This window comes from Streptomyces sp. GB4-14 (assembly GCF_022696125.1).
Classification (GTDB): Bacteria; Actinomycetota; Actinomycetes; order Streptomycetales; family Streptomycetaceae; genus Streptomyces; species Streptomyces werraensis.
Window position 1 is genome coordinate 4,445,165 of the sequence record NZ_RZHO01000002.1, and the last position, 22,019, is coordinate 4,467,183.

At 73.3% G+C, this 22,019-nt stretch carries 19 protein-coding genes; 15 read left to right on the forward strand and 4 right to left on the reverse strand.

Features of this window, described 5'->3' with window-relative positions; translation table 11 throughout:
* Positions 1-39 precede the first annotated feature (39 nt).
* Complete coding sequence (hemW, locus tag ELQ39_RS21585) at positions 40-1,272, forward strand: radical SAM family heme chaperone HemW (RefSeq protein WP_190000583.1); 1,233 nt, start codon at positions 40-42, stop codon at positions 1,270-1,272.
* A gap of 139 nt (positions 1,273-1,411) precedes the next feature.
* Here hemW and ELQ39_RS21590 read toward each other — a convergent pair whose 3' ends face one another.
* Positions 1,412-2,218 (reverse strand): DUF3097 domain-containing protein, encoded by an 807-nt coding sequence (locus ELQ39_RS21590; RefSeq protein WP_242593494.1) that lies wholly within the window; start codon positions 2,216-2,218, stop codon positions 1,412-1,414.
* 34 nt (positions 2,219-2,252) lie between these two features.
* Positions 2,253-2,981 (reverse strand): MBL fold metallo-hydrolase, encoded by a 729-nt coding sequence (locus ELQ39_RS21595; RefSeq protein WP_242593497.1) that lies wholly within the window; start codon positions 2,979-2,981, stop codon positions 2,253-2,255.
* A 162-nt stretch (positions 2,982-3,143) separates the two neighbouring features.
* Between ELQ39_RS21595 and hrcA the strand changes: the two genes are divergently transcribed.
* From hrcA to ELQ39_RS21635, 8 genes are all read left to right on the forward strand, one after another.
* The gene (hrcA, locus tag ELQ39_RS21600) at positions 3,144-4,160 is read left to right on the forward strand and encodes a heat-inducible transcriptional repressor HrcA (protein ID WP_190000580.1); all 1,017 of its coding nucleotides are present in this window, start codon (positions 3,144-3,146) and stop codon (positions 4,158-4,160) included.
* Complete coding sequence (gene dnaJ, locus ELQ39_RS21605; protein ID WP_190000579.1) at positions 4,161-5,300, forward strand: molecular chaperone DnaJ; 1,140 nt, start codon at positions 4,161-4,163, stop codon at positions 5,298-5,300.
* 112 nt (positions 5,301-5,412) lie between these two features.
* Entirely contained in the window at positions 5,413-6,486 is a 1,074-nt protein-coding gene (locus ELQ39_RS21610) for a nitronate monooxygenase (protein WP_242593499.1), read from the forward strand.
* Positions 6,483-7,223: a 16S rRNA (uracil(1498)-N(3))-methyltransferase gene (locus tag ELQ39_RS21615; protein ID WP_242593500.1), complete on the forward strand. Its 741-nt coding sequence runs from the start codon at positions 6,483-6,485 to the stop codon at positions 7,221-7,223. Before ELQ39_RS21610 ends, ELQ39_RS21615 begins: the two co-directional genes overlap by 4 nt.
* Before the next feature lie 113 nt (positions 7,224-7,336).
* Positions 7,337-7,879, forward strand: coding sequence for a hypothetical protein (locus tag ELQ39_RS21620; RefSeq protein ID WP_391664778.1), 543 nt, complete (start codon positions 7,337-7,339; stop codon positions 7,877-7,879).
* Between the two features lie 108 nt (positions 7,880-7,987).
* Entirely contained in the window at positions 7,988-11,131 is a 3,144-nt protein-coding gene (locus ELQ39_RS21625) for a S41 family peptidase (protein ID WP_391665023.1), read from the forward strand.
* 78 nt (positions 11,132-11,209) lie between these two features.
* Positions 11,210-11,563: a histidine triad nucleotide-binding protein gene (locus ELQ39_RS21630; protein WP_190000575.1), complete on the forward strand. Its 354-nt coding sequence runs from the start codon at positions 11,210-11,212 to the stop codon at positions 11,561-11,563.
* A 6-nt stretch (positions 11,564-11,569) separates the two neighbouring features.
* Positions 11,570-12,478, forward strand: a complete 909-nt coding sequence (locus ELQ39_RS21635; RefSeq protein WP_242593504.1) for a ribonuclease Z — start codon at positions 11,570-11,572, stop codon at positions 12,476-12,478.
* 397 nt (positions 12,479-12,875) lie between these two features.
* Here the strand turns inward: ELQ39_RS21635 and ELQ39_RS21640 are convergent, their stop codons facing one another.
* The gene (locus ELQ39_RS21640) at positions 12,876-14,219 is read right to left on the reverse strand and encodes an MFS transporter (protein WP_242593506.1); all 1,344 of its coding nucleotides are present in this window, start codon (positions 14,217-14,219) and stop codon (positions 12,876-12,878) included.
* 362 nt (positions 14,220-14,581) lie between these two features.
* On the opposite strand from ELQ39_RS21640, the gene ELQ39_RS21645 reads away from it, so the two are divergent.
* From ELQ39_RS21645 to ELQ39_RS21670, 6 genes are all read left to right on the forward strand, one after another.
* Entirely contained in the window at positions 14,582-15,889 is a 1,308-nt protein-coding gene (locus ELQ39_RS21645) for a glucarate dehydratase family protein (protein ID WP_242593508.1), read from the forward strand.
* Positions 15,890-15,984: 95 nt separating this feature from the next.
* Positions 15,985-17,130: a carbohydrate kinase family protein gene (locus ELQ39_RS21650; protein WP_242593510.1), complete on the forward strand. Its 1,146-nt coding sequence runs from the start codon at positions 15,985-15,987 to the stop codon at positions 17,128-17,130.
* A gap of 205 nt (positions 17,131-17,335) precedes the next feature.
* A complete protein-coding gene (locus ELQ39_RS21655) occupies positions 17,336-18,406 on the forward strand; it encodes a PhoH family protein (RefSeq protein WP_190000570.1) in 1,071 nt (356 codons plus the stop codon).
* Between the two features lie 12 nt (positions 18,407-18,418).
* A complete protein-coding gene (gene ybeY / locus ELQ39_RS21660; protein WP_225628145.1) occupies positions 18,419-18,916 on the forward strand; it encodes an rRNA maturation RNase YbeY in 498 nt (165 codons plus the stop codon).
* The gene (locus tag ELQ39_RS21665) at positions 18,913-20,223 is read left to right on the forward strand and encodes a CNNM domain-containing protein (RefSeq protein ID WP_190000568.1); all 1,311 of its coding nucleotides are present in this window, start codon (positions 18,913-18,915) and stop codon (positions 20,221-20,223) included. The genes ybeY and ELQ39_RS21665 overlap by 4 nt, the downstream gene beginning before the upstream one ends.
* Positions 20,220-20,588: an MmcQ/YjbR family DNA-binding protein gene (locus ELQ39_RS21670; protein ID WP_190000567.1), complete on the forward strand. Its 369-nt coding sequence runs from the start codon at positions 20,220-20,222 to the stop codon at positions 20,586-20,588. Before ELQ39_RS21665 ends, ELQ39_RS21670 begins: the two co-directional genes overlap by 4 nt.
* Here the strand turns inward: ELQ39_RS21670 and ELQ39_RS21675 are convergent.
* Positions 20,550-21,995 (reverse strand): MFS transporter, encoded by a 1,446-nt coding sequence (locus ELQ39_RS21675; RefSeq protein ID WP_242593511.1) that lies wholly within the window; start codon positions 21,993-21,995, stop codon positions 20,550-20,552. The two genes, ELQ39_RS21670 and ELQ39_RS21675, sit on opposite strands and share 39 nt — an antisense overlap.
* Between the last annotated feature and the right edge of the window lie 24 nt (positions 21,996-22,019).

Here is a 22,019-nt window from a genome sequence, read left to right on the forward strand (position 1 = left end):
CAGGAAGGGGATCGCGCGCGGTGCGGGACAATGGAGCACATGCCTTCCGCACTCCCCGACGGCGAGCCCGTCCCCGCCGACGGCGCGCTGCCCGCGTCCGCGCTCGCCGGGGCGGCCGACCGCCCCCTCGGGTTCTACCTGCACGTCCCTTACTGCGCGACCCGCTGCGGCTACTGCGACTTCAACACCTACACCGCGACCGAGCTGCGCGGCACCGGGGGCGTGCTGGCCTCCCGCGACAACTACGCGGAGACCCTCGTCGACGAGATCCGGCTGGCCCGCAAGGTGCTCGGCGACGACCCCCGCCCGGTGCGCACGGTGTTCGTCGGCGGAGGCACGCCCACGCTGCTCGCCGCGGGCGACCTGGTGCGGATGCTCGGCGCGATCCGCGAGGAGTTCGGGCTGGCGCCGGACGCCGAGATCACGACGGAGGCCAACCCCGAGTCGGTCGACCCCGCCTACCTCGCCGAACTGCGGGCCGGCGGCTTCAACCGGATCTCCTTCGGCATGCAGAGCGCCCGGCAGCACGTGCTGAAGGTCCTCGACCGCACGCACACCCCCGGCCGGCCCGAGGCGTGCGTCGCCGAGGCGCGGGCGGCCGGGTTCGACCACGTCAACCTCGACCTGATCTACGGCACGCCGGGGGAGTCGGACGACGACTGGCGCGCCTCGCTGGACGCGGCGATCGGGGCGGGCCCCGACCATGTGAGCGCGTACGCGCTGATCGTCGAGGAGGGCACGCAGCTGGCCCGGCGGATCCGGCGGGGGGAGGTGCCGATGACGGACGACGACGTCCACGCCGACCGGTACCTCATCGCCGAGGAGATGATGTCGGCGGCGGGGTTCTCCTGGTACGAGGTGTCGAACTGGGCGACCTCGGAGGCGGGGCGCTGTCTGCACAACGAGCTGTACTGGCGGGGCGCCGACTGGTGGGGGGCCGGGCCGGGGGCGCACTCGCATGTGGGCGGGGTGCGGTGGTGGAACGTGAAGCATCCAGGGGCGTATGCCGCTGCGCTGGCGGAGGGGAGGTCGCCGGGGGCGGGCCGCGAAATCCTGTCGGACGAGGACCGGCGGGTCGAGCGGATTCTGCTGGAGCTGCGGCTGCTGGACGGGGTGCCGTTGGAGTTGCTGCGGGCGGAGGGGCTTGCCGCTGCGCGGCGGGCGTTGTCGGACGGTCTGCTCCGTCCGGAGCCCTTCGCGGAGGGCCGCGCGGCCCTCACCCTGCGGGGACGCCTGTTGGCTGACGCCGTGGTCCGGGACCTGGTCGACTGACCGGAGTTGCCTCGCCCCCGCCGCCCCTTCCCGTCCCGACCCTGGGGCTGCGCCCCAGAACCCCTTTCGGCCCTTCGGGCCTCGTCCTCAAACGCCGGACGGGCTGAGAATCAGCCCCTCCGGCGTTTGAGGACGGGTGTCACGACGGAGCCGTGACGAAGTCGATGAGCTCCTCCACCCTCCCCAGCAACTGCGGCTCGAGATCCTTGTAGGAGCGGACGGAGTCCAGGATCCGCTTCCACGCCTCACCCGTGTTGGCGACCCGCCACCCCAGCGCCTCGCAGACCCCCGTCTTCCAGTCCACCCCCCGCGGCACCCGAGGCCACGCCTCGATCCCCACCGACGCCGGCTTCACGGCCTCCCAGATGTCGATGTACGGATGCCCGACCACCAGCGCGTGCTCGCTCGTCACCGCCTGCGCGATCCGCCACTCCTTGGTGCCGGGCACCAGATGGTCCACCAGGACCCCCAGCCGCGCGTCGGGCCCGGGCGCGAAGGAGTCGACGATCGACGGGAGGTCGTCCACGCCCTCCAGGTACTCCACGACCACCCCCTCGATCCGCAGGTCGTCGCCCCACACCTTCTCGACCAGCTCGGCGTCGTGCCGGCCCTCGACGTAGATGCGCCCCGCGCGGGCGACGCGCGCCCGTGCGCCGGGGACGGCGACCGAGCCGGACGCCGTGCGGGTGGGGCGGGCCGGGCCGGAGGAGGGGCGGACCAGCGTGACCACGCGACCCTCCAGCAGGAACCCGCGCGGCTCCAGCGGGAACACCCGGTGCTTGCCGAAGCGGTCCTCCAGGGTCACGGTGCCGGCCTCGCAGCGGATCACGGCGCCGCAGAACCCGGTGCCGGGCTCCTCCACCACGAGGCCCGGCTCGGCCGGCACCTCGGGGACGGACTGCGGCTTCTTCCACGGAGGGGTCAGATCGGCGGAGTACTGGCGCATTCTGCCGACGATACGAGGAACACCGGTGCGGTGATCAGTCCGACACGCCGAACCGGGCCGCCAGCGCGTCCCGTTGGGCCCGCACGAACGCCGCGTCGACCACCGCGCCGTGACCGGGGACGTACACCGCGTCCTCGCCGCCCAGCCGCAGCAGCCGGTCCAGCGCGGCCGGCCAGCGGGACGGCACGGCGTCCGGACCCGCCTGCGGCTCGTCCGACTCCTCGACCAGGTCGCCGCAGAACACCACCTCCGGGTCGCCGGGCACCAGCACCGCCAGGTCGTACGCGGTGTGGCCGGGACCCACGTTCGCCAGCAGCGCCTGGCGGCCGCCGCCCAGGTCCAGCGTCCACTCGCCGGACACCGCGTGCCGGGGCGGGACCAGCGCCGCCACCGCCTCGTCGGCCGCCGCCGGGTCGAGACCCCAGCGCACCGCGTCCGCGCTCAGCTCCTCCCGTCCCCGCCCGGCGAGCGCCACGTCCAGACCGACCGCGCCGTACACCTCGGCGTCCGCGAACGCCGGCGCCCCGAGGACGTGGTCGAAGTGCGGATGGGTGAGCGCGAGATGCGTCACACGGCGGCCGGTCAGCTCCCGCGCCTCGGTCCGCAACCGCGCGCCCTCGGCGAGGGACGAGCCCGCGTCGACGGCCAGGACGCCGTCCGCGCCCACGACGATCCCCGCGGTGCAGTCCCACCCCGGCAGCCGGCGCCGCCCGACCCCCGGGGCCAGTTGCTCCCATCCCGACTCTTCCCAAGTCACGGTCATGACCGGGACGCTAGCGGGGACGACGTCACCCGGCACCACGGCACGGACCGGCCTTGCCGACGTCGTACCCCCCGGCCGTACACTGGGCCGGGGAAGTCTGGCACTCGCGTGCGAAGAGTGCCAGAGTCGTTACCGGGCGGAAGCCAGCTGGAGGTGTGCGCGATGCTCAGTGAACGCAGGCTCCAGGTGTTGCGCGCGATCGTCCAGGACTACGTGGGCACCGAGGAGCCCGTGGGGTCGAAGGCCCTCACCGAGCGGCACAACCTCGGCGTCTCCCCGGCCACCGTGCGCAACGACATGGCGGCCCTGGAGGAGGAGGGCTTCATCGCCCAGCCGCACACCAGCGCCGGGCGCATCCCCACCGACAAGGGCTACCGGCTGTTCGTCGACAAGCTGGCCGGCGTCAAGCCGATGAGCCCGCCCGAGCGGCGGGCCATCCAGAACTTCCTCGAGGGCGCCGTCGACCTCGACGACGTCGTGGCCCGCACGGTGCGGCTGCTCGCGCAGCTCACCCGGCAGGTCGCCGTGGTGCAGTACCCCTCGCTGACCCGTTCGACGGTGCGGCACGTGGAGCTGCTGTCCCTCGCCCCGGCGCGGCTGATGCTGGTGCTGATCACCGACACCGGCCGGGTCGAGCAGCGCATGGTCGACTGCCCGGCGCCGTTCGGCGAGGCGTCCCTGGCCGACCTGCGGGCGCGGCTCAACAGCCGGGTCGCGGGCCGCCGGTTCACCGATGTGCCGAGCCTGGTGGAGGACCTCCCGGAAGCCTTCGAGGCCGACGACCGCGGTACGGTCTCCACGGTGCTCTCCACTCTCCTGGAGACGCTCGTCGAGGAGAACGAGGAGCGGCTGATGATCGGCGGTACCGCCAACCTCACCCGCTTCGGCCACGACTTCCCCCTCACGATCCGGCCCGTCCTTGAGGCGCTGGAGGAGCAGGTCGTGCTCCTCAAGCTGCTCGGCGAGGCGAAGGATCCGGGTGTGACCGTACGGATCGGTCACGAGAACGCCCACGAAGGACTCAACTCCACGTCCGTCGTGTCGGTCGGCTACGGTTCGGGCGGCGAGGCTGTCGCCAAGCTCGGCGTGGTCGGACCGACCCGCATGGACTACCCCGGAACGATGGGAGCGGTACGCGCAGTGGCACGGTACGTCGGACAGATCCTGGCGGAGTCATAGGTGGCCACGGACTACTACGCCGTACTCGGCGTACGCCGCGACGCGTCGCAGGAAGAGATCAAGAAGGCCTTCCGGCGGCTCGCCCGCGAGCTGCATCCGGACGTCAATCCGGATCCGAAGACCCAGGAGCGGTTCAAGGAGATCAACGCCGCCTACGAGGTGCTGTCGGACCCGCAGAAGAAGCAGGTCTACGACCTCGGCGGCGACCCGCTCTCGCAGTCCGGCGGCGCCGGCGGCGCGGGCGGCTTCGGGGCCGGGGGCTTCGGCAACTTCTCCGACATCATGGACGCGTTCTTCGGCACGGCGTCGCAGCGCGGACCGCGCTCGCGCACCCGCCGCGGCCAGGACGCGATGATCCGGATCGAGGTGGAGCTGGACGAGGCCGCCTTCGGCACGACCAAGGACATCCAGGTCGACACGGCCGTCGTCTGCACCACGTGCAGCGGCGAGGGCGCGGCCCCCGGCACCACCGCGCAGACCTGCGACATGTGCCGCGGCCGCGGTGAGGTCTCGCAGGTCACCCGGTCCTTCCTGGGCCAGGTCATGACCTCGCGCCCCTGCCCCCAGTGCCAGGGCTTCGGCACGGTCGTGCCCACGCCCTGCCCGGAGTGCGCGGGCGACGGCCGGGTCCGCTCCCGCCGCACGCTCACGGTCAAGATCCCGGCCGGTGTCGACAACGGCACGCGGATCCAGCTGGCGGGCGAGGGCGAGGTCGGGCCCGGCGGCGGTCCCGCCGGCGACCTGTACGTGGAGATCCACGAGCTGCCCCACCCGACGTTCCAGCGGCGCGGGGACGACCTGCACTGCACGGTCACCATCCCGATGACCGCGGCGGCGCTCGGCACCAAGGTGCCGCTGGAGACGCTGGACGGCATGGAGGAGGTCGACATCCGGCCCGGCACCCAGTCCGGCCAGTCGATCCCGCTGCACGGCCGGGGCGTCACGCACCTGCGCGGCGGCGGCCGGGGCGACCTCATCGTGCACGTCGAGGTGCAGACCCCGACCAAGCTGGACCCGGAGCAGGAGCGCCTCCTCCGCGAACTGGCCAAGCTGCGCGGCGAGGAACGGCCCACGGGGCAGTTCCAGCCGGGGCAGCAGGGGTTGTTCTCGCGGTTGAAGGACGCGTTCAACGGGCGTTGATCCCGTCCCCCGCGAGGGGTTGCCGGCGTGGTCGGCGGCCCGGTGAAAAGTGGCTTATGCCAAGGGGAAGGGCCAATTCGGAGTTGGTCGGGGGACGTGACAACATGCGGTCATGTCCTCCGTACTGACCGATCTCTTCCCGCACCCGATCGTGCAGGCGCCCATGGCGGGCGGCGTATCGGTGCCGCAGCTCGCCGCCGCCGTGTCCGACGCGGGCGGGCTCGGTTTCCTTGCCGCCGGGTACAAGACCGCGGACGGGATGTACCAGGAGATCAAGCAGTTGCGGGGACTCACCTCCCGCCCCTTCGGCGTCAACCTCTTCCTGCCCCAGCCCGAGACGGCCGACCCGGCCGCCGTCGACGTCTACGCCCACCAGCTGGCCGGCGAGGCCTCCTGGTACGAGACCGAGCTGGGCGACCCCGAGAGCGGCCGCGACGACGGCTACGACGCCAAGCTCGCCGTGCTGCTCGACAACCCCGTGCCGGTCGTGTCGTTCCACTTCGGCGTGCCGGCCCGCGAGGTGATCGACTCGCTGCACCGCGTCGGCACCCTCACCTTCGTCACCGCGACGACCGCCGAGGAGGCACGCGCCGTGGAACGGGCCGGCGCCGACGTGGTGATCGCCCAGGGCGTCGAGGCCGGGGGCCACCAGGGCACCCACCGGGACATCCCCGAGACGGACGGCACCGGCGTCGGACTGCTGTCCCTGGTCGCCCAGGTCCGCGAGTCCGTCGGCATCCCGATCGTCGCCGCCGGCGGCATCATGCGCGGCGGCCAGATCGCCGCCGTCCTCGCCGCCGGCGCGAGCGCGGCGCAGCTGGGCACCGCCTTCGTCACCGCCCACGAGTCCGGCGCGCACGCCCTGCACAAGCAGGCCCTCACCAACCCCCTCTTCGTCCGCACCGAGCTGACCCGCGCCTTCACGGGCCGCCCGGCGCGCGCCCTGGTCAACCGCTTCCTGCGCGAGCACGGGCCGTACGCGCCCGCCGCGTACCCGGAGGTCCACCACCTCACCGCGCCGCTGCGCCAGGCCGCCGCGAAGGCCGGGGACGCGCAGGGCCTCGCGCTGTGGGCGGGACAGGGTCACCGGATGGCCCGCGAGCTGCCCGCCGGACAGCTGGTGGAGGTCCTGGTCGCCGAACTGGCCGCCGCCCGGACAGCGTTGTCGGCCGGAGGTGCCCGATGACCGCCCCCGTCTTCGTCGTCGACGACTTCGACACGCACGGCACCGGCCGCTACGTCCTCGAAGGCCCCGAGGGCCGGCACGCCGTCGCCGTGAAGCGGCTGCGGGCCGGCGAGGAGGTCGTCCTCACCGACGGCGCGGGCCGCTGGTCCGCCGGCGAGGTGGACGGCACCGAGGGCAAGGACCGGCTGATCGTCCGGCTCGGCGAGGTCGTCGAGGAGCCGGTGGAGACGCCCCGGCTGACCGTCGTGCAGGCGCTGCCCAAGGGCGACCGGGGCGAGCTGGCCGTGGAGACCATGACCGAGGTCGGTGTCGACGCGATCGTGCCGTGGTCCGCCTCGCGCTGCATCACGCAGTGGAAGGGCGAGCGGGGCGCCAAGTCCCTCGCCAAGTGGCGGGCCACCGCCCGGGAGGCGGGCAAGCAGTCCCGCCGGGTGCGGTTCCCGGAGGTCGCTGACGCGGCGACGAGCAAGCAGGTTGCCTCACTTCTCGCCGAAGCGCGGTTCGCGGCGGTGCTGCACGAATCCGGAACGGAGCCGTTGGCCTCGGTCCCGTTGCCGGACACGGGGGACGTCGTGCTGGTCGTCGGACCCGAAGGCGGGGTGTCACCCGAGGAGCTGGCGCTGTTCGAGAGCGTCGGGGCGCGGGCGTACCGCCTGGGGCGGAGTGTGCTGCGGACGTCCACGGCGGGAACCGCCGCGGCGGCGCTGCTGCTCGGCCGTACCGGCCGCTGGTCCTGAGGCCGGAGGGCTCCGCCACGACCACGCTCCCCGAACGCCGGAGGGGCTTGTCGAGGCACACGTGGCCCAATGCGCCCTACCGCCGCGCGAGCGGCAGTGGCACGCTGCCCTGCATGGGGGCGATGACGAGGTTCCCGCGGGGAACACGAGGGCGGCGGCTCGCACTTGCCGCCGGTTTCGCCGTGGCCGCGGTCACCGGCGTGACCGCGTGCGAAGGCGGCAGCCTCAGCTCCGCCGCCGTGGCGATCACCACCGACGGGACCGTGACCAAGGAGCTCAACCGCCAGAAGGACAAGGTCCGCTGGCTCACCTGCACCGCGTCCTTCGGAGACCGGGACAGGTCCGCGTCGCCGGCGTCTCAGGAGACCGCCGCCTCGGTCGACTGCGAGGGCGAGACCGAGGGCGGCAAGGAGATCACCGTCACCGGACGGGTCACCCACGCCGTCAACAACGCCTGCGTTCGTGGGGACATCACCGCGAAGGTGGACGGCCGGCAGGTGTTCCGCGTCGAGGGACTGGGCGACTGCGACTCCAAGAGCCCGCCGCGCGTGGGCGAACCGACGCAGCGGGGCCCCCGGCCCACCGTCACCGTGACCGTCACCACCACGGTGTGGTGCGACCAGTACCCGTCCTGTCGCCCCGTCGAGGGCAAGTGATCGGAACCCCTGGCCGGACCGCACGCGCGCCCATAGGGTGACCGGGTGACACAGCCTGCATCGGTCGCATCCAGCGCATACCTCCGTTTTCCGCATCTGCGCGGCGAGTTGGTCGCCTTCACCGCCGAGGACGACGTGTGGCTCGCCCCGCTCGACGGCGGCCGCGCCTGGCGGGTCAGCGCGGACAACGTGCCGGTGAACCATCCCCGGATCTCCCCGGACGGCACCACCGTCGCCTGGACCTCCACCCGCGACGGCGCGCCCGAGGTGCACGTCGCCCCCGTCGACGGCGGCCCCGCCCGGCGGCTCACCCACTGGGGCAGCATGAAGACCCAGGTCCGCGGCTGGACCGCGGACGGCCGGGTCCTCGCGCTGAGCACGCACGGCCAGGCCGGCCTGCGCCGCACCTGGGCGCGCGCCGTGCCGCTCGACGGCGGACCCGCCGAGACCCTGCCGTACGGGCCGGTCGGCGAGGTCGCCGCGGGCCCGCACACGGTGCTGCTGTCCGCGACGATGGGCCGCGAGGCCGCCGCCTGGAAGCGGTACCGGGGCGGCACCGCGGGCAAGCTGTGGATCGACCGGGAGGGCGACGGCGAGTTCGTCCGGCTGCACGCGGACCTCGACGGGAACATCGAGTACCCGCTGTGGGCGGGGGACAGGATCGCTTTCCTCTCCGACCACGAGGGCACGGGCGCGCTGTACTCCTCCCTCGCCGACGGCTCCGACCTGCGCCGCCACACCCCGCTGGACGGGTTCTACGCCCGTCACGCCGCCACCGACGGCATCCGGGTCGTCTGGTCCGGTGCCGGCGAGCTGTGGATCCTCGACGACCTCGACACCGCCGAGCCGCGCCGCCTCGACGTCCGGCTCGGCGGGCAGCGCGTCGACCTCCAGCCGTTCCCGGTGAACGCGGCCCGCTGGTTCGGCTCCGCGTCCCCCGACCACACCGCGCGCGGCAGCGCCGTCTGCGTACGCGGCACCGTGCACTGGGTCACCCACCGCTCCGGACCCGCCCGTGCGCTCGCCGCCACCCCGGGCGTCCGCGCCCGGCGCCCGCGCACCTTCCGCGCGGACGGCGAGGAATGGGTGGTGTGGGTGACGGACGCCGAGGGCGACGACGCCCTGGAGTTCGCCCCCGCCACCGGACCGGCCCCCGGCGCCACCCCGCGCCGGCTGGCCGCCGGACAGCTCGGCAGGGTCGTGGGCCTGGCGATGGCGCCCGACGGCAGCCGCGCCGCGATCGCCTCGCACGACGGCCGCGTCCTGCTCGTCGAGCGGGAGACCGGCGAGGTCCGCGAGGTCGACCGCAGCGAGGACGGCGACGTCTCCGGGCTGGTCTTCTCGCCCGACTCCACCTGGCTCGCCTGGTCCCACCCCGGCCCGCGCCCGCTCAGCCAGATCAAGCTCGCCAACACCACCGACCTGTCGGTCACCGAGGCGACCCCGCTGCGCTTCCAGGACTACGCGCCCGCCTTCACCCTCGACGGCAAGCACCTCGCGTTCCTGTCCACCCGCTCCTTCGACCCGGTCTACGACGAGCACGTCTTCGACCTGGCCTTCGTCGAGGGCGCACGGCCGTACCTGATCACGCTGGCGGCGGCCACCCCGTCGCCGTTCGGGCCGCAGCGGCACGGCCGTCCCTTCGAGACCCCCGACCGGGACGAGACCCCCGACAGCGAGGGCACCCCCACCACCCGCATCGACCTCGACGGGCTCGCCGACCGCATCGTGCCGTTCCCGGTCGAGGCCGCCCGCTACAGCAACCTGCGCGCCGCCAAGGACGGCGTGCTGTGGCTGCGCCACCCGGTGCGCGGCGTGCTCGGGGCGTCCCGGGCCACACCCGACGACCCGGACCCCAAGACCGACCTGGAGCGCTACGACCTCGCCCAGCAGCGGATCGAGCACCTCGCCGTGGACGCCGACCACTTCGAGGTCAGCGGCGACGGCAAGCGGGTGCTGCTGTGGACCGACGGGCGCCTCAAGGTCGTGCCCAGCGACCGGCGCGCCTCCTCCGACGACGACAGCGACAGCAACATCACCGTCGACCTGGCGCGGGTGCGGCAGTTCGTCGACCCGTCCGCCGAGTGGCGGCAGATGTTCGAGGAGAACGGCCGCATCATGCGGGACAACTTCTGGCGTCCCGACATGAGCGGCGTCGACTGGGACGGGGTGCTGGACCGCTACCGGCCCGTCCTGGACCGGCTGGCCACCCACGACGACCTGGTGGACCTGCTCTGGGAGGTGCACGGCGAACTCGGCACCTCGCACGCCTACGTCACCCCGCGCGGCGGCTTCGGCGGCGGAGCCCGGCAGGGACTCCTCGGCGCGGACATCTCCCGGCACGAGGACGGCAGCTGGCGGGTGGACCGCATCCTGCCCGCCGAGACCTCCGACCCGGAGGCCCGCTCCCCGCTCGCCGCGCCCGGCGTCGCGATCCGTCCCGGCGACGCGATCGTCGCCGTCGCCGGACAGCCCGTCGACCCGGTCACCGGTCCCGCGCCGCTGCTGGTGGGCACGGCCGGCAAACCCGTCGAGCTGACCGTGTCACCGGCCGGCGGGGGCGAGCCGCGGCACGCCGTCGTCGTCCCGCTCGCCGACGAGGAGCCGCTGCGCTACCACGCCTGGGTCGCCGACCGGCGGGCGTACGTGCTGGAGAAGTCCGGCGGCCGGCTCGGCTACATCCACGTCCCCGACATGCAGGCGCCCGGCTGGGCGCAGATCCACCGCGACCTGCGCGTGGAGGTGCTGCGCGAGGGCCTGGTCGTGGACGTGCGGGAGAACCGCGGCGGCCACACCTCGCAGCTCGTGGTGGAGAAGCTGGCCCGGCGGATCGTCGGCTGGGACCTGCCGCGCGGGATGCGCGCGGAGAGCTACCCGCGCGACGCGCCCCGGGGACCCGTCGTCGCCGTCGCCAACGAGTTCTCCGGATCCGACGGGGACATCGTCAACGCGGCGATCAAGGCGCTCGGCATCGGCCCCGTCGTCGGCACCCGCACCTGGGGCGGCGTCATCGGCATCGACAGCCGCTACCGGCTCGTCGACGGCACGCTGGTCACCCAGCCCAAGTACGCCTTCTGGCTGGAGGGCTACGGCTGGGACGTCGAGAACCACGGCGTCGACCCCGACATCGAGGTCGTCCAGCGCCCGCAGGACTACGCGGCCGGGCGGGACGTCCAGCTCGACGAGGCGGTGCGGCTGGCGCTGGAGGCGCTGGAGGAGACCCCGGCGAAGGTGCCGCCGCAGCTGTCGTGACCCCACCCGTGCGGCACGACGGGCCGGGGCCGGGTCGGTAGCATGCCCCTGTAGTGATCGCCGGGCCGAGGAGGGCGTATGGCAGGGGAACCGCAGGACGACTGTCTGTTCTGCAAGATCGTCGCGGGCAGCATCCCGGCGACGATCGTGCGGGAGACGGACACGACCGTCGCGTTCCGTGACATCAACCCCCAGGCGCCCACCCATGTCCTGGTGATCCCGAAGGCGCACCACAGGGACGCCGCGGCGCTCGCCGCCGCGGCGCCGGGGCTCGCCGCGGACGTGCTGCGCGAGACGCAGGCCGTCGCGGACCAGGAGAAGCTGGAGAGCTACCGCATCGTGTTCAACACGGGCAGCGGCGCCGGCCAGACCGTGTGGCACGCGCACGCCCACGTGCTGGGCGGGCGCGGTCTCGAGTGGCCCCCCGGCTAGGCCGCGTTGTCCGTCCGTGAACTGGTGGTGCTCGGCACCGCCAGCCAGGTCCCGACCCGGCACCGCAACCACAACGGCTACCTGCTGCGCTGGGACGGCGAGGGCTTCCTCTTCGACCCCGGCGAGGGCACCCAGCGGCAGATGCTGCGCGCCGGGGTCGCCGCGCACGACATCAACCGGATCTGCGTCACCCACTTCCACGGCGACCACTCGCTGGGGCTCGCCGGGGTGATCCAGCGGATCAACCTCGACAAGGTGCCGCACCCGGTGAGCGTGCACTACCCGCGCTCCGGGCAGCGGTTCTTCGACCGGTTGCGGTACGCGACCGCCTACCGCGAGACCGTCGCCCTCCTCGAGGCCCCCGTCGACACCGACGGCCCGCTCGTCCGCACCTCCGGCTACACCCTGGAGGCGCGCCGGCTCTCCCACCCCGTCGAGGCGTACGGCTACCGGGTCGTCGAACCCGACGGCCGCCGCATGCTGCCCGACCGGCTCGCCGCGCACGGCGTCAAGGGGCCGGACGTCGGCCGCCTCCAGCGCGAGGGTTCCTTGAACGGCGTCGCCCTGGAGGACGTCAGCGAGGTCCGGCGCGGACAGCGGTTCGCGTTCGTCATGGACACCCGCCTGTGCGACGGCGTGTACGCGCTGGCCGAGGGCTGCGACATGCTGGTGATCGAGTCGACGTTCCTCGACGAGGACGAGTCCCTGGCGGTGGAGTTCGGCCACCTGACGGCGGGTCAGGCGGCAGGGGTCGCCCGCGAGGCGGGCGTCCGCCACCTGGTCCTGACCCACTTCAGCCAGCGCTACACGGACCCGGCGGAGTTCGAACGCCAGGCGCGCGCGGCGGGCTACGAGGGCGACCTGACGGTGGCGAGGGACCTGGACCGCATCCAGCTACCGAAGCGGCGCGCCTAGCTGCCGGCCGGCACGGGTGGGCGCACCTCCGCGTCGCCGGGTGCGGGTGGTCTGTGGCTGGTCGCGCAGTTCCCCGCGCCCCTGTAGGGCGCAGTTCCCCGCGCCCCTGTAGGGCGCAGTTCCCCGCGCCCCTGAAGGGCGCTGGGGCCGCGGGCAGGCGCGTTCCCGCTGCGGGCAGTGCTGGAGCGTCGGGTGCGGGTGGTTCGTGGCTGGTCGCGCAGTTCCCCGCGCCCCTGGAGGGCGCTGTGGCCTGCGGGCAGGCGCGCTCCCGCGGCGGGCAGGTCCGGAGCGTCGGGTGCGGGTGGTCTGTGGCCGGTCGCGCAGTTCCCCGCGCCCCTCAAGCGCGCCCGTGGGCGCGGCGGCGCCTTTCAGCCGGCCGTGGCTGTCCCCACGTGCCTCACATGCCACCCGGCGCCCGAGTGGCCGCCGCAGTGTCGTACGCGCCCCGCGCAGGCACCGCCGCCCCGTCGAGGGCGATCTCGACGACCGGCTGCTCCGGAGCGCCGACCTCCGGCACCACCCCGGACGGAGTCCCCGTCGTCGCGGCGACGACAGCGGCAGGATGTCCGCCCCGCCTCCGCACAGCCCCCGGCAGCAGCGGCCGCCCGCCCGTGTGCAGCGCGACCCCGGTCATCGGCACCGCGACGAGCAGCAGCCCCACCGCGAGCACCGCCCCCATCACCGGGAACCCGGCCTGCGCCGACAGCACGCTCCCGGTCAGCGGCCCCGCCGCCGTCCCCAGCGACGACGCCGACCCCACCAGCACCGCCCACCGCCCCCGCGGGTCCAGCGACGCGGCCAGCCCGATCAGATACGACAGCACCACCGGGTAGAACGTGTTCCAGGCGATCTCCCCGAAGGCGAAACTCCCCAGCCCCGTCGCGGAAGCGCTCAGCGCGATGCAGCAAGCGATGACGACGGTCCCGCCCCCGATGGGCAGCGCCCGCCCCAGCCGCGAGCCGAGCGCCCCCGCGGCCAGCACGCCCAGCAGCCCCGCGCCCAGCGCGACCGCGAAGACCACGCCCACGGTCGGCTCGGACAGATGCGCCTGGCCGACGCCGATACGTCCGCTGACCCCCCACAGCGCGTTCTGCGCGAGCGACCACAGCAGCATCGCCCCGGCCAGCACCATGCCCGAACGCCGGTGCGGCAGCCGCCCCGTGACGAAGCCGTCGGCCTCCGCCGACTCGGCCGCGGCCTGCCCTGTCGTGCCTCCGGGCAGCCGCGAGGTCAGCGGCCACACCGCGAGCGCGGTGAGGGCGATGGCGGCGAGGGTGAGCCCGTGCCCGGGCAGGTGCGGCACGGTCAGATAGACCGCGCCGGCCAGCGCGGACACGCTCAGCAGGCCCAGGGTGGACGCCCGGTGGGGGTCCTTCTCCGCGGCGATCCGGGTCGCCGCGACCGTGGTGGCCGTGCCCGACCCGAACCCGCCGACGACGGCGCCGGCGACGACGGCCGGGACGGAGGTGGTGAGGGCGGCCCCGCCGTAACCGACGGCGGCGAGGACGAGACCCAGCCGGGCCAGGGTGCGCGCGCCGGTCCGCTCGACGCGGGAGGCCAGCAAGAACCCGGCCGTGGCCGAGCTGAGCAGCAACAGGCTGCCGACGCCGCCCGCCTGGGTGGGCGTCAGATCCAGGCCTCGTTCCAGCCGCCCGACGGTGGTCGGCAGCAGATACGGGGCGAGGTACCCGGCCGTGAAAAGGGCGACGAGGGGCCAGGGGGTGGTGCGAGGGGCGTACACGGGCGTTCCCAGGGCGTGCGAAAGGGACGGTGTGAAAAAGAGGCGGTGGGGGCGACGACCGTCGACGGACGAGAACGCGCGGGCAATTTGTATCAAGCGTGTAGGGCGCAACGGGAGTGAGAAAGGTGTGATCTGGATCACTTGCGTGTTTGGGTGTCGGAAGGGCTGGGTAGCAGCGCGCTTTTTGCCTCTGAGGCATCGGCGGTCGCGCCATTGACGCCCCGGGTTCACCCCTCTAGCCTTCGTTCTCATACATGGACGCCGTCCATATAGGGGGATGAACCCACTGATCCGTCCGCCCGTGACCTCACCGGCCTCAGGACCCCGCTCGACGCCGGACCCGACCTCGTAGGAGCCGCCCTGTGACCGCTACCCCCTCCCGCGACCTGACCGTCACCGGGGTCCGCCTCACTCCTGTCCTGGTCGCCGACCCGCCCCTGCTGAACACCCAGGGCGTGCACCAGCCGTACACCCCCCGGCTGATCGTGGAGGTGGTGACCGCCGACGGGATCACCGGGCTCGGCGAGACGTACGGCGACACCAAGTACCTGGAGCTGGCCCGTCCGCTCGCCGACCGGCTCGTCGGACACCGCGTCGACGACCTGAACCGGCTGTTCGCCGGGGCCGACGAGGTCGCCGTCGACGCCGCCCGGGTCTCCGGGCAGGTCGACGTCGGCGGGCTGCGCGGCGTGCAGACCGCCGGCAAGCTGCGGCTGTCCGTGCTCTCCGCCCTGGAGGTCGCCTGCCTCGACGCCCTCGGCAAGAGCCTCGGCCTGCCCGTGCACGCCCTGCTGGGCGGCAAGGTGCGCGACGCCGTCGAGTACAGCGCGTACCTGTTCTACAAGTGGGCCGAGCACCCCGAGGGGGTGGCGGCGGAGAAGGACGACTGGGGCGCGGCCGTCGACCCGGCGGGCGTGGTGGAGCAGGCCCGCCGCTTCACGGAGCGGTACGGCTTCACGTCGTTCAAGCTCAAGGGCGGCGTCTTCCCGCCCGAGGAGGAGATCGCCGCCGTCCGCGCCCTCGCCGCCGCCTTCCCCGGCCACCCGCTGCGCCTCGACCCCAACGGCGCCTGGTCCGTGGAGACCTCGCTGAAGGTCGCCGAGGAACTCGGGGACGTCCTGGAGTACCTGGAGGACCCCGCGCTCGGCACGCCCGCAATGGCGGAGGTGGCCGCCGGCACCGACGTGCCGCTCGCGACGAACATGTGCGTGACGACGTTCGCCGAGATCGAGGAGGCGTTCACCCGGGACGCCGTCCAGGTGGTGCTCTCCGACCACCACTACTGGGGCGGCCTGCGCAACACCCAGCACCTCGCGGCGATCTGCCGCACCTTCGGCGTGGACGTCTCCATGCACTCCAACACCCATCTCGGCATCAGCCTCGCCGCGATGACGCACGTGGCGTCCACCGTGCCCGACCTGCACCACGCCTGCGACTCCCACTACCCCTGGCAGTCCGAGGACGTCCTCACCGAGCGGATGACGTTCGAGGACGGCACGGTCCGGGTGTCCGACGCGCCGGGCCTGGGCGTGGAACTCGACCGCGACCGGCTGGCGTTCCTGCACCGGCGGTGGCTGGACGACGACGGCGCGCTGCGCGACCGCGACGACGCGGCCGCCATGCGGATCGCCGATCCAGACTGGGTCCGGCCGGCCGTGCCCCGCTGGTGAGCGGTCCGGGACACGGCGCGGCCTGACGGCCGCCTCCCCGTCGGCGGTGTGGTGCACACTGGCTGAAACCGCACCACGTCAGGGAGCGCACCGTGATGGCGTCCACCGGGAAGAGGAACGGCAGACGAGCCGGGAAGGAACCCGTCGCGGGACCGCCCTGCCCGGCCCAGATCGACCCGCTGGCCGCCCTGCGCGGCCCGGACGACCCGGCCTGCGACGTCTATCTCACCGGCACCGTGTTCCTCGACATCGTCTTCACCGGGCTCGACTCCGCCCCCGTACGCGGCACCGAGTCCTGGGCGCGCGGCATGGGGTCGAGCCCCGGCGGCGTGGCCAACATGGCCACCGCCCTGGCCCGGCTCGGCCTGCGCACGTCCCTCGCGGCGGCCTTCGGCGACGACCACTACGGCGAGTACTGCTGGGACGCGCTGGAGCAGGGCGAGGGCATCGACCTCTCCCCGTCCCGCACGGTCCCCGGCTGGCACTCCCCGGTCACCGTCTCCATGGCGTACGAGGGCGAGCGCACGATGGTCTCCCACGGCCACGAACCGCCCCCCGAGGAGCCGGCCCCCGACTGCCCGCCCCGCGCCCGGGCCGCCGTCGCCTCCCTCACCCCCGGCCGCAGCGCCCCCTGGATCGCCCAGGCCGCCCGCAAGGGCACCCGGATCTTCGGCGACGTCGGCTGGGACGACACCGGGGCGTGGGATCTGGCGGGCCTGCACGACCTGCGGTACTGCGAGGCGTTCCTGCCGAACGCGGCGGAGGCCATGCGCTACACCGGCACGGACACCCCGCGCGCCGCCGCCCACGCCCTCGCCGAGCACGTGCCGGTCGTCGTGGTCACGCTGGGCGCCGAGGGCGCGTACGCGGTGGACCGGCGGACGGGGGAGACCGCGTCGGTCCCGGCGATCGAGGTGGAGGCGCTGGACCCGACCGGGGCGGGGGACGTGTTCGTCGCCGGCTTCGTCACCGGCTCGCTGGCGGGCTGGCCGCTGGCCGACCGGCTGGCCTTCGCCGGACTGACGGCCGCGCTGTCCGTCCAGGAGTTCGGCGGCTCGCTGTCCGCACCGGGCTGGGCGGAGATCGCCGCCTGGTGGCGCCGGGTGCAGTCGGTGCGGGAGCAGGAGCCCACCGCGTTGCGCCGGTACGGCTTCCTGGCCGGGCTGGTACCGGAGGAGGCGGTGCGGCCCTGGCCGCTGCGGCGGGCCGTCCCGACGATCGGGTTCCGCCGCTCGGCGTGATCCGGCGCAGGCGGGAGGCGTGAGCCCGCGCAGGCGGGGAGGCGTGCGACGGCGCACCGGGGGAAGAGAAGCGAGCGGGGTCGGCCGCCCGGTCGGATAAAAGGTCTACGGGCTTGTCACCCCGCCGTCGTACCCTGGGAGTCGCGAGGCCGCCCTCAGCTGCGCGGCCGTGACGAGGAGGAACCGCAGGCCTCAGAGCCGGCCCATGACTCAGACACCCACAGCTCACACCCCCGCGCAGGGGCAGGCGAGAGTGCAGTTCACCGTCCCCGCCCAGCACCCCATGGTGACCGTGCTGGGGTCGGGCGACTCGCTCCTGCGTGTGATCGAGAAGGCCTTCCCGGGGGCCGACATCCACGTCCGGGGCAACGAGATCAGCGCGGTCGGCGACGCCACCGAGGTGGCCCTGATCTCGCGCGTGTTCGACGAGATGATGCTGGTGCTCCGCACCGGGCAGCCGATGACGGAGGACGCAGTGGAACGCTCGATCGCCATGCTCAAGGCGAGCGAGAACGGGGAGAGCGACGGCCAGGAGACCCCGGCCCAGGTGCTCACGCAGAACATCCTGTCCTCGCGCGGCCGCACGATCCGCCCCAAGACGCTCAACCAGAAGCGCTACGTGGACGCGATCGACAAGCACACCATCGTCTTCGGCATCGGCCCCGCCGGCACCGGCAAGACCTACCTGGCCATGGCCAAGGCGGTGCAGGCCCTGCAGTCCAAGCAGGTCAACCGCATCATCCTGACCCGGCCTGCGGTCGAGGCGGGCGAGCGGCTGGGCTTCCTGCCGGGCACGCTCTACGAGAAGATCGACCCGTACCTGCGCCCGCTGTACGACGCGCTGCACGACATGCTCGACCCCGACTCGATCCCCCGGCTGATGGCCGCGGGCACGATCGAGGTCGCGCCGCTGGCGTACATGCGCGGCCGCACGCTCAACGACGCGTTCATCATCCTGGACGAGGCCCAGAACACGAGCCCCGAGCAGATGAAGATGTTCCTCACCCGCCTCGGCTTCGACTCGAAGATCGTGATCACGGGTGACGTGACGCAGGTGGACCTGCCCGACGGCACCAAGTCCGGTCTGCGCCAGGTCCAGGACATCCTGGAGGGCGTGGACGACGTGCACTTCTCCCGGCTGTCGTCCCACGACGTCGTCCGGCACAAGCTGGTGGGCCGTATCGTCGACGCGTACGAGAAGTACGACAGCCAGCACGGCACCGAGAACGGCACCCACAAGGGCGGCCGCGGCCGGTCCGGGCACAAGGGGAAGTAGACCGAGCACCAGATGTCGATCGACGTCAACAACGAGTCCGGCACCGAGGTCGACGAGCAGGCGATCCTCGACATCGCCCGCTACGCACTGGCCCGGATGCGCATCCACCCGCTCTCCGAGCTCTCGGTGATCGTGGTGGACGCGGGCGCCATGGAGCAGCTGCACATCCAGTGGATGGACCTGCCCGGGCCCACGGACGTCATGTCGTTCCCCATGGACGAGCTGCGGCCCCCGTCCAAGGACGACGAGGAGCCCCCGCAGGGGCTCCTCGGCGACATCGTGCTCTGCCCCGAGGTCGCCGCCAGGCAGGGCGCCGAGGCGCCCACGCGGCACACCATGGACGAGGAGCTGCAGCTGCTCACCGTCCACGGCGTGCTGCACCTGCTCGGCTATGACCACGAGGAACCGGACGAGAAGGCCGAGATGTTCGGCCTCCAGGCGGCCATCGTGGACGGCTGGCGCGCGGAGAAGGGCCTCACCGGCCCCTCTCCGGCCCCGACCGTGTCATGAGCGCCCAGCTCGTCCTGGGGGCGCTCGCGCTCGTCGTCGTCGCCTGGCTCGCCGCCTGCGCGGAGGCCGGCATCGCGCGCGTCTCCAGCTTCCGCGCCGAGGAGGCCGTACGCTCCGGCCGCCGCGGCAGCGCCAAGCTCGCGCAGATCGCCGCGGACCCCACCCGCTACCTCAACGTGGCGCTGCTGGTCCGCGTCACCTGCGAGATGTCCGCCGCCTCGCTGATCACCTACGGCAGCGTCCGCGAGTTCGACGGCACGGCCGAGGCGCTGCTGATCGCCATCGCCGTCATGGTCCTCGTGTCGTACGTCGCCGTCGGCGTCTCCCCGCGCACCATCGGCCGTCAGCACCCGCTGAACACGGCCACGGTCGCCGCGTACGTGCTGGTGCCGCTGGCGCGGATCATGGGCCCGATCCCCTCCCTGCTGATCCTCATCGGCAACGCCCTCACACCCGGCAAGGGCTTCCGGCACGGGCCCTTCGCCTCCGAGGCGGAGCTGCGCGCGCTGGTGGACCTCGCTGAGGCGGAGTCGCTGATCGAGGACGAGGAGCGCCGCATGGTGCACTCCGTCTTCGAACTGGGCGACACGCTGGTGCGGGAGGTCATGGTGCCGCGCACCGACCTCGTGGTCATCGAGCGGTACAAGACCATCCGGCAGGCCCTCACGCTCGCCCTGCGCTCCGGGTTCTCCCGCATCCCGGTGACCGGCGAGAGCGAGGACGACATAGTCGGGATCGTCTACCTGAAGGACCTGGCCCGCAAGACGCACATCAGCAGGGACGCGGAGAACGACCTGGTGTCGACGGCGATGCGGCCCGTGTTCTTCGTGCCCGACACCAAGAACGCCGGCGACCTGCTGCGCGAGATGCAGAAGGAGCGCAACCACGTCGCCGTCGCCGTCGACGAGTACGGCGGCACCGCGGGCATCGTCACCATCGAGGACATCCTCGAGGAGATCGTCGGCGAGATCACCGACGAGTACGACCGCGAACTGCCCCCGGTCGAGGACCTCGGCGAGGGCCGCCACCGCGTCACCGCCCGCCTCGACATCACGGACCTGGGCGAGCTGTACGGGCTGGAGGAGTTCGACGACGAGGACGTGGAGACCGTCGGCGGGCTGCTCGCCAAGCGGCTGGGCCGGGTGCCGATCGCGGGCGCGTCCTCGGTCGTCGAACTTCCGGACGGCCGTGAGCTGCGGCTGACGGCGGAGGCCGCGGCCGGACGCCGGAACAAGATCGTGACGGTGCTGGTGGAGCCGGTGGGCCCGGCGAAGCCCCCGGCCGGCGAGGAGGCGGTGGAGGAGTGACCCCGGCGCGGCTGCGCACGCTCTGCCTTTCCTTCAACGCGGCGGTGGAGGAATTCCCCTTCAACCCGGAGACCTCGGTCTTCAAGGTGCTGGGGAAGATGTTCGCCCTGACGGACCTGGGCGCGCGCCCGCTGAAGGTCAACCTCAAGTGCGATCCGCAGGACGCGATCCGGCTGCGCGCCGAGCACCCGGACCTGATCGTCCCGGGCTGGCACATGAACAAACGGCACTGGAACACGGTGACGGTCGACGGCGGACCCGGCGAGCTCCCGGACCGTCTCGTCCGGGAGCTCGTGGAGGACTCGTACGACCTCGTCGTGGCGGGCCTACCGCGTGCCGACCGTCTTCGCCTCGACCGCCCCTGAGCCGGTCCTGGCCACCCGCAGCCCCACCGCGACCAGCGCGGCGGCCGCCAGCACGATCGCCGCGTCCAGGACCAGCACCAGGTGGACGCCGGACCGCAGGTCGGTCGCGGTGGTGGCCAGCACGCCGAGGAGCGGGATGCCGACGGTGATGCCGACCTGCTGGGTGGAGGTGACCAGGCCGGTCGCCAGTCCCTGCTCCTCGTCGGCGACGCCGGAGGTGACGGTCAGGCCGTAGGAGATGATCGCGCCGAGGTGGCACATGCTGGCCAGGGACACGGCGGCGGTGGCGAGAACCACCGACCGGCCGCCCTCTCCCAGCGCGAGCAGGGACAGCCCGACGGCCCCCTGCCCGGCGAGCGAGCCGACGAGGGTGCGGCGGGCGCCGAAGCGGCCGATGACGCGGGGCGCGCAGGAACCGGCCACCACCGACAGCACGCCCTGCACCCCGAAGACCAGACCGGTCTCGAAGGCGCCCAGGTGGAGAACCTCCTGGAGGTACAGGGTGAGGACGAAGACCACCGTCGACATCATCGAGAAGGTGACGAGTCCGCCCAGGTTGCCCCATGCCACCGTGCGGCGGCGCAGCATCGGCAGCGAGACGAGCGGCGCCGCGCTGCGGGACTCGACGGCCACGAAGGCGGCCAGGAGCGACAGACCCACGACGAGGGTGACGAGGACGTCGGTGCGGCCGAAGCCGTGCTCGGCGGCCGTGGTCAGGGCGTAGATGAGCGCGAGCAGGCCGCCGGTGACGGTGGCGGCGCCGGGGACGTCGAGCCGGGGCCGCTCCGGAGTCCGCGACTCGGGCAGCAGGCGCGGGGCCAGGGGCAGCACGATCAGGGCGAACAGGGCGAGCAGGCCCATCGTGGAGCGCCAGCTCAGCAGGTCGGTCAGCACACCGCCGGCCACCATGCCGACGGTGAAGCCCAGCGAGAGCAGGGTGCCGGAGATGCCGAGGGCGCGGTCGCGGGCGGGGCCTTCCGGGAAGGTCGTCGTCAGCAGGGACATGCCGGTCGGGACGATGGCCGCCGCGCCGAGCCCCTGCAGGGCCCGTCCGGTGAGGAAGGAGGCCGGGTCCCAGGCGAGGGTGGCGAGGAGGGAGGCGGCGCCGAAGAGGGCGAGGCCGGAAAGGAAGAGGCGGCGCCGGCCGTAGAGGTCGCCCATGCGTCCGAAGAGCAGCAGGAATCCGCCGGACGGCAGCGCGAACGCGGTGACCGCCCACTGGAGGGCGGAGGTGCTCATGCCCAGGTCCGCGCCGAGCACGGGCAGGGCGACGTTCAGGACGGAGAAGTCGAGAGCGACCATGAACTGGGCCGCGCAGAGCACGAACAGGACGAGCCGGTCGCGCGTCGAGAGCCGGGCAGCGGTCCGCTGTCCGGCCACGGGGGTCGGAGTGGTGTCGATCGCCATGGACAGGAGCCTCGGGCCCCCGGA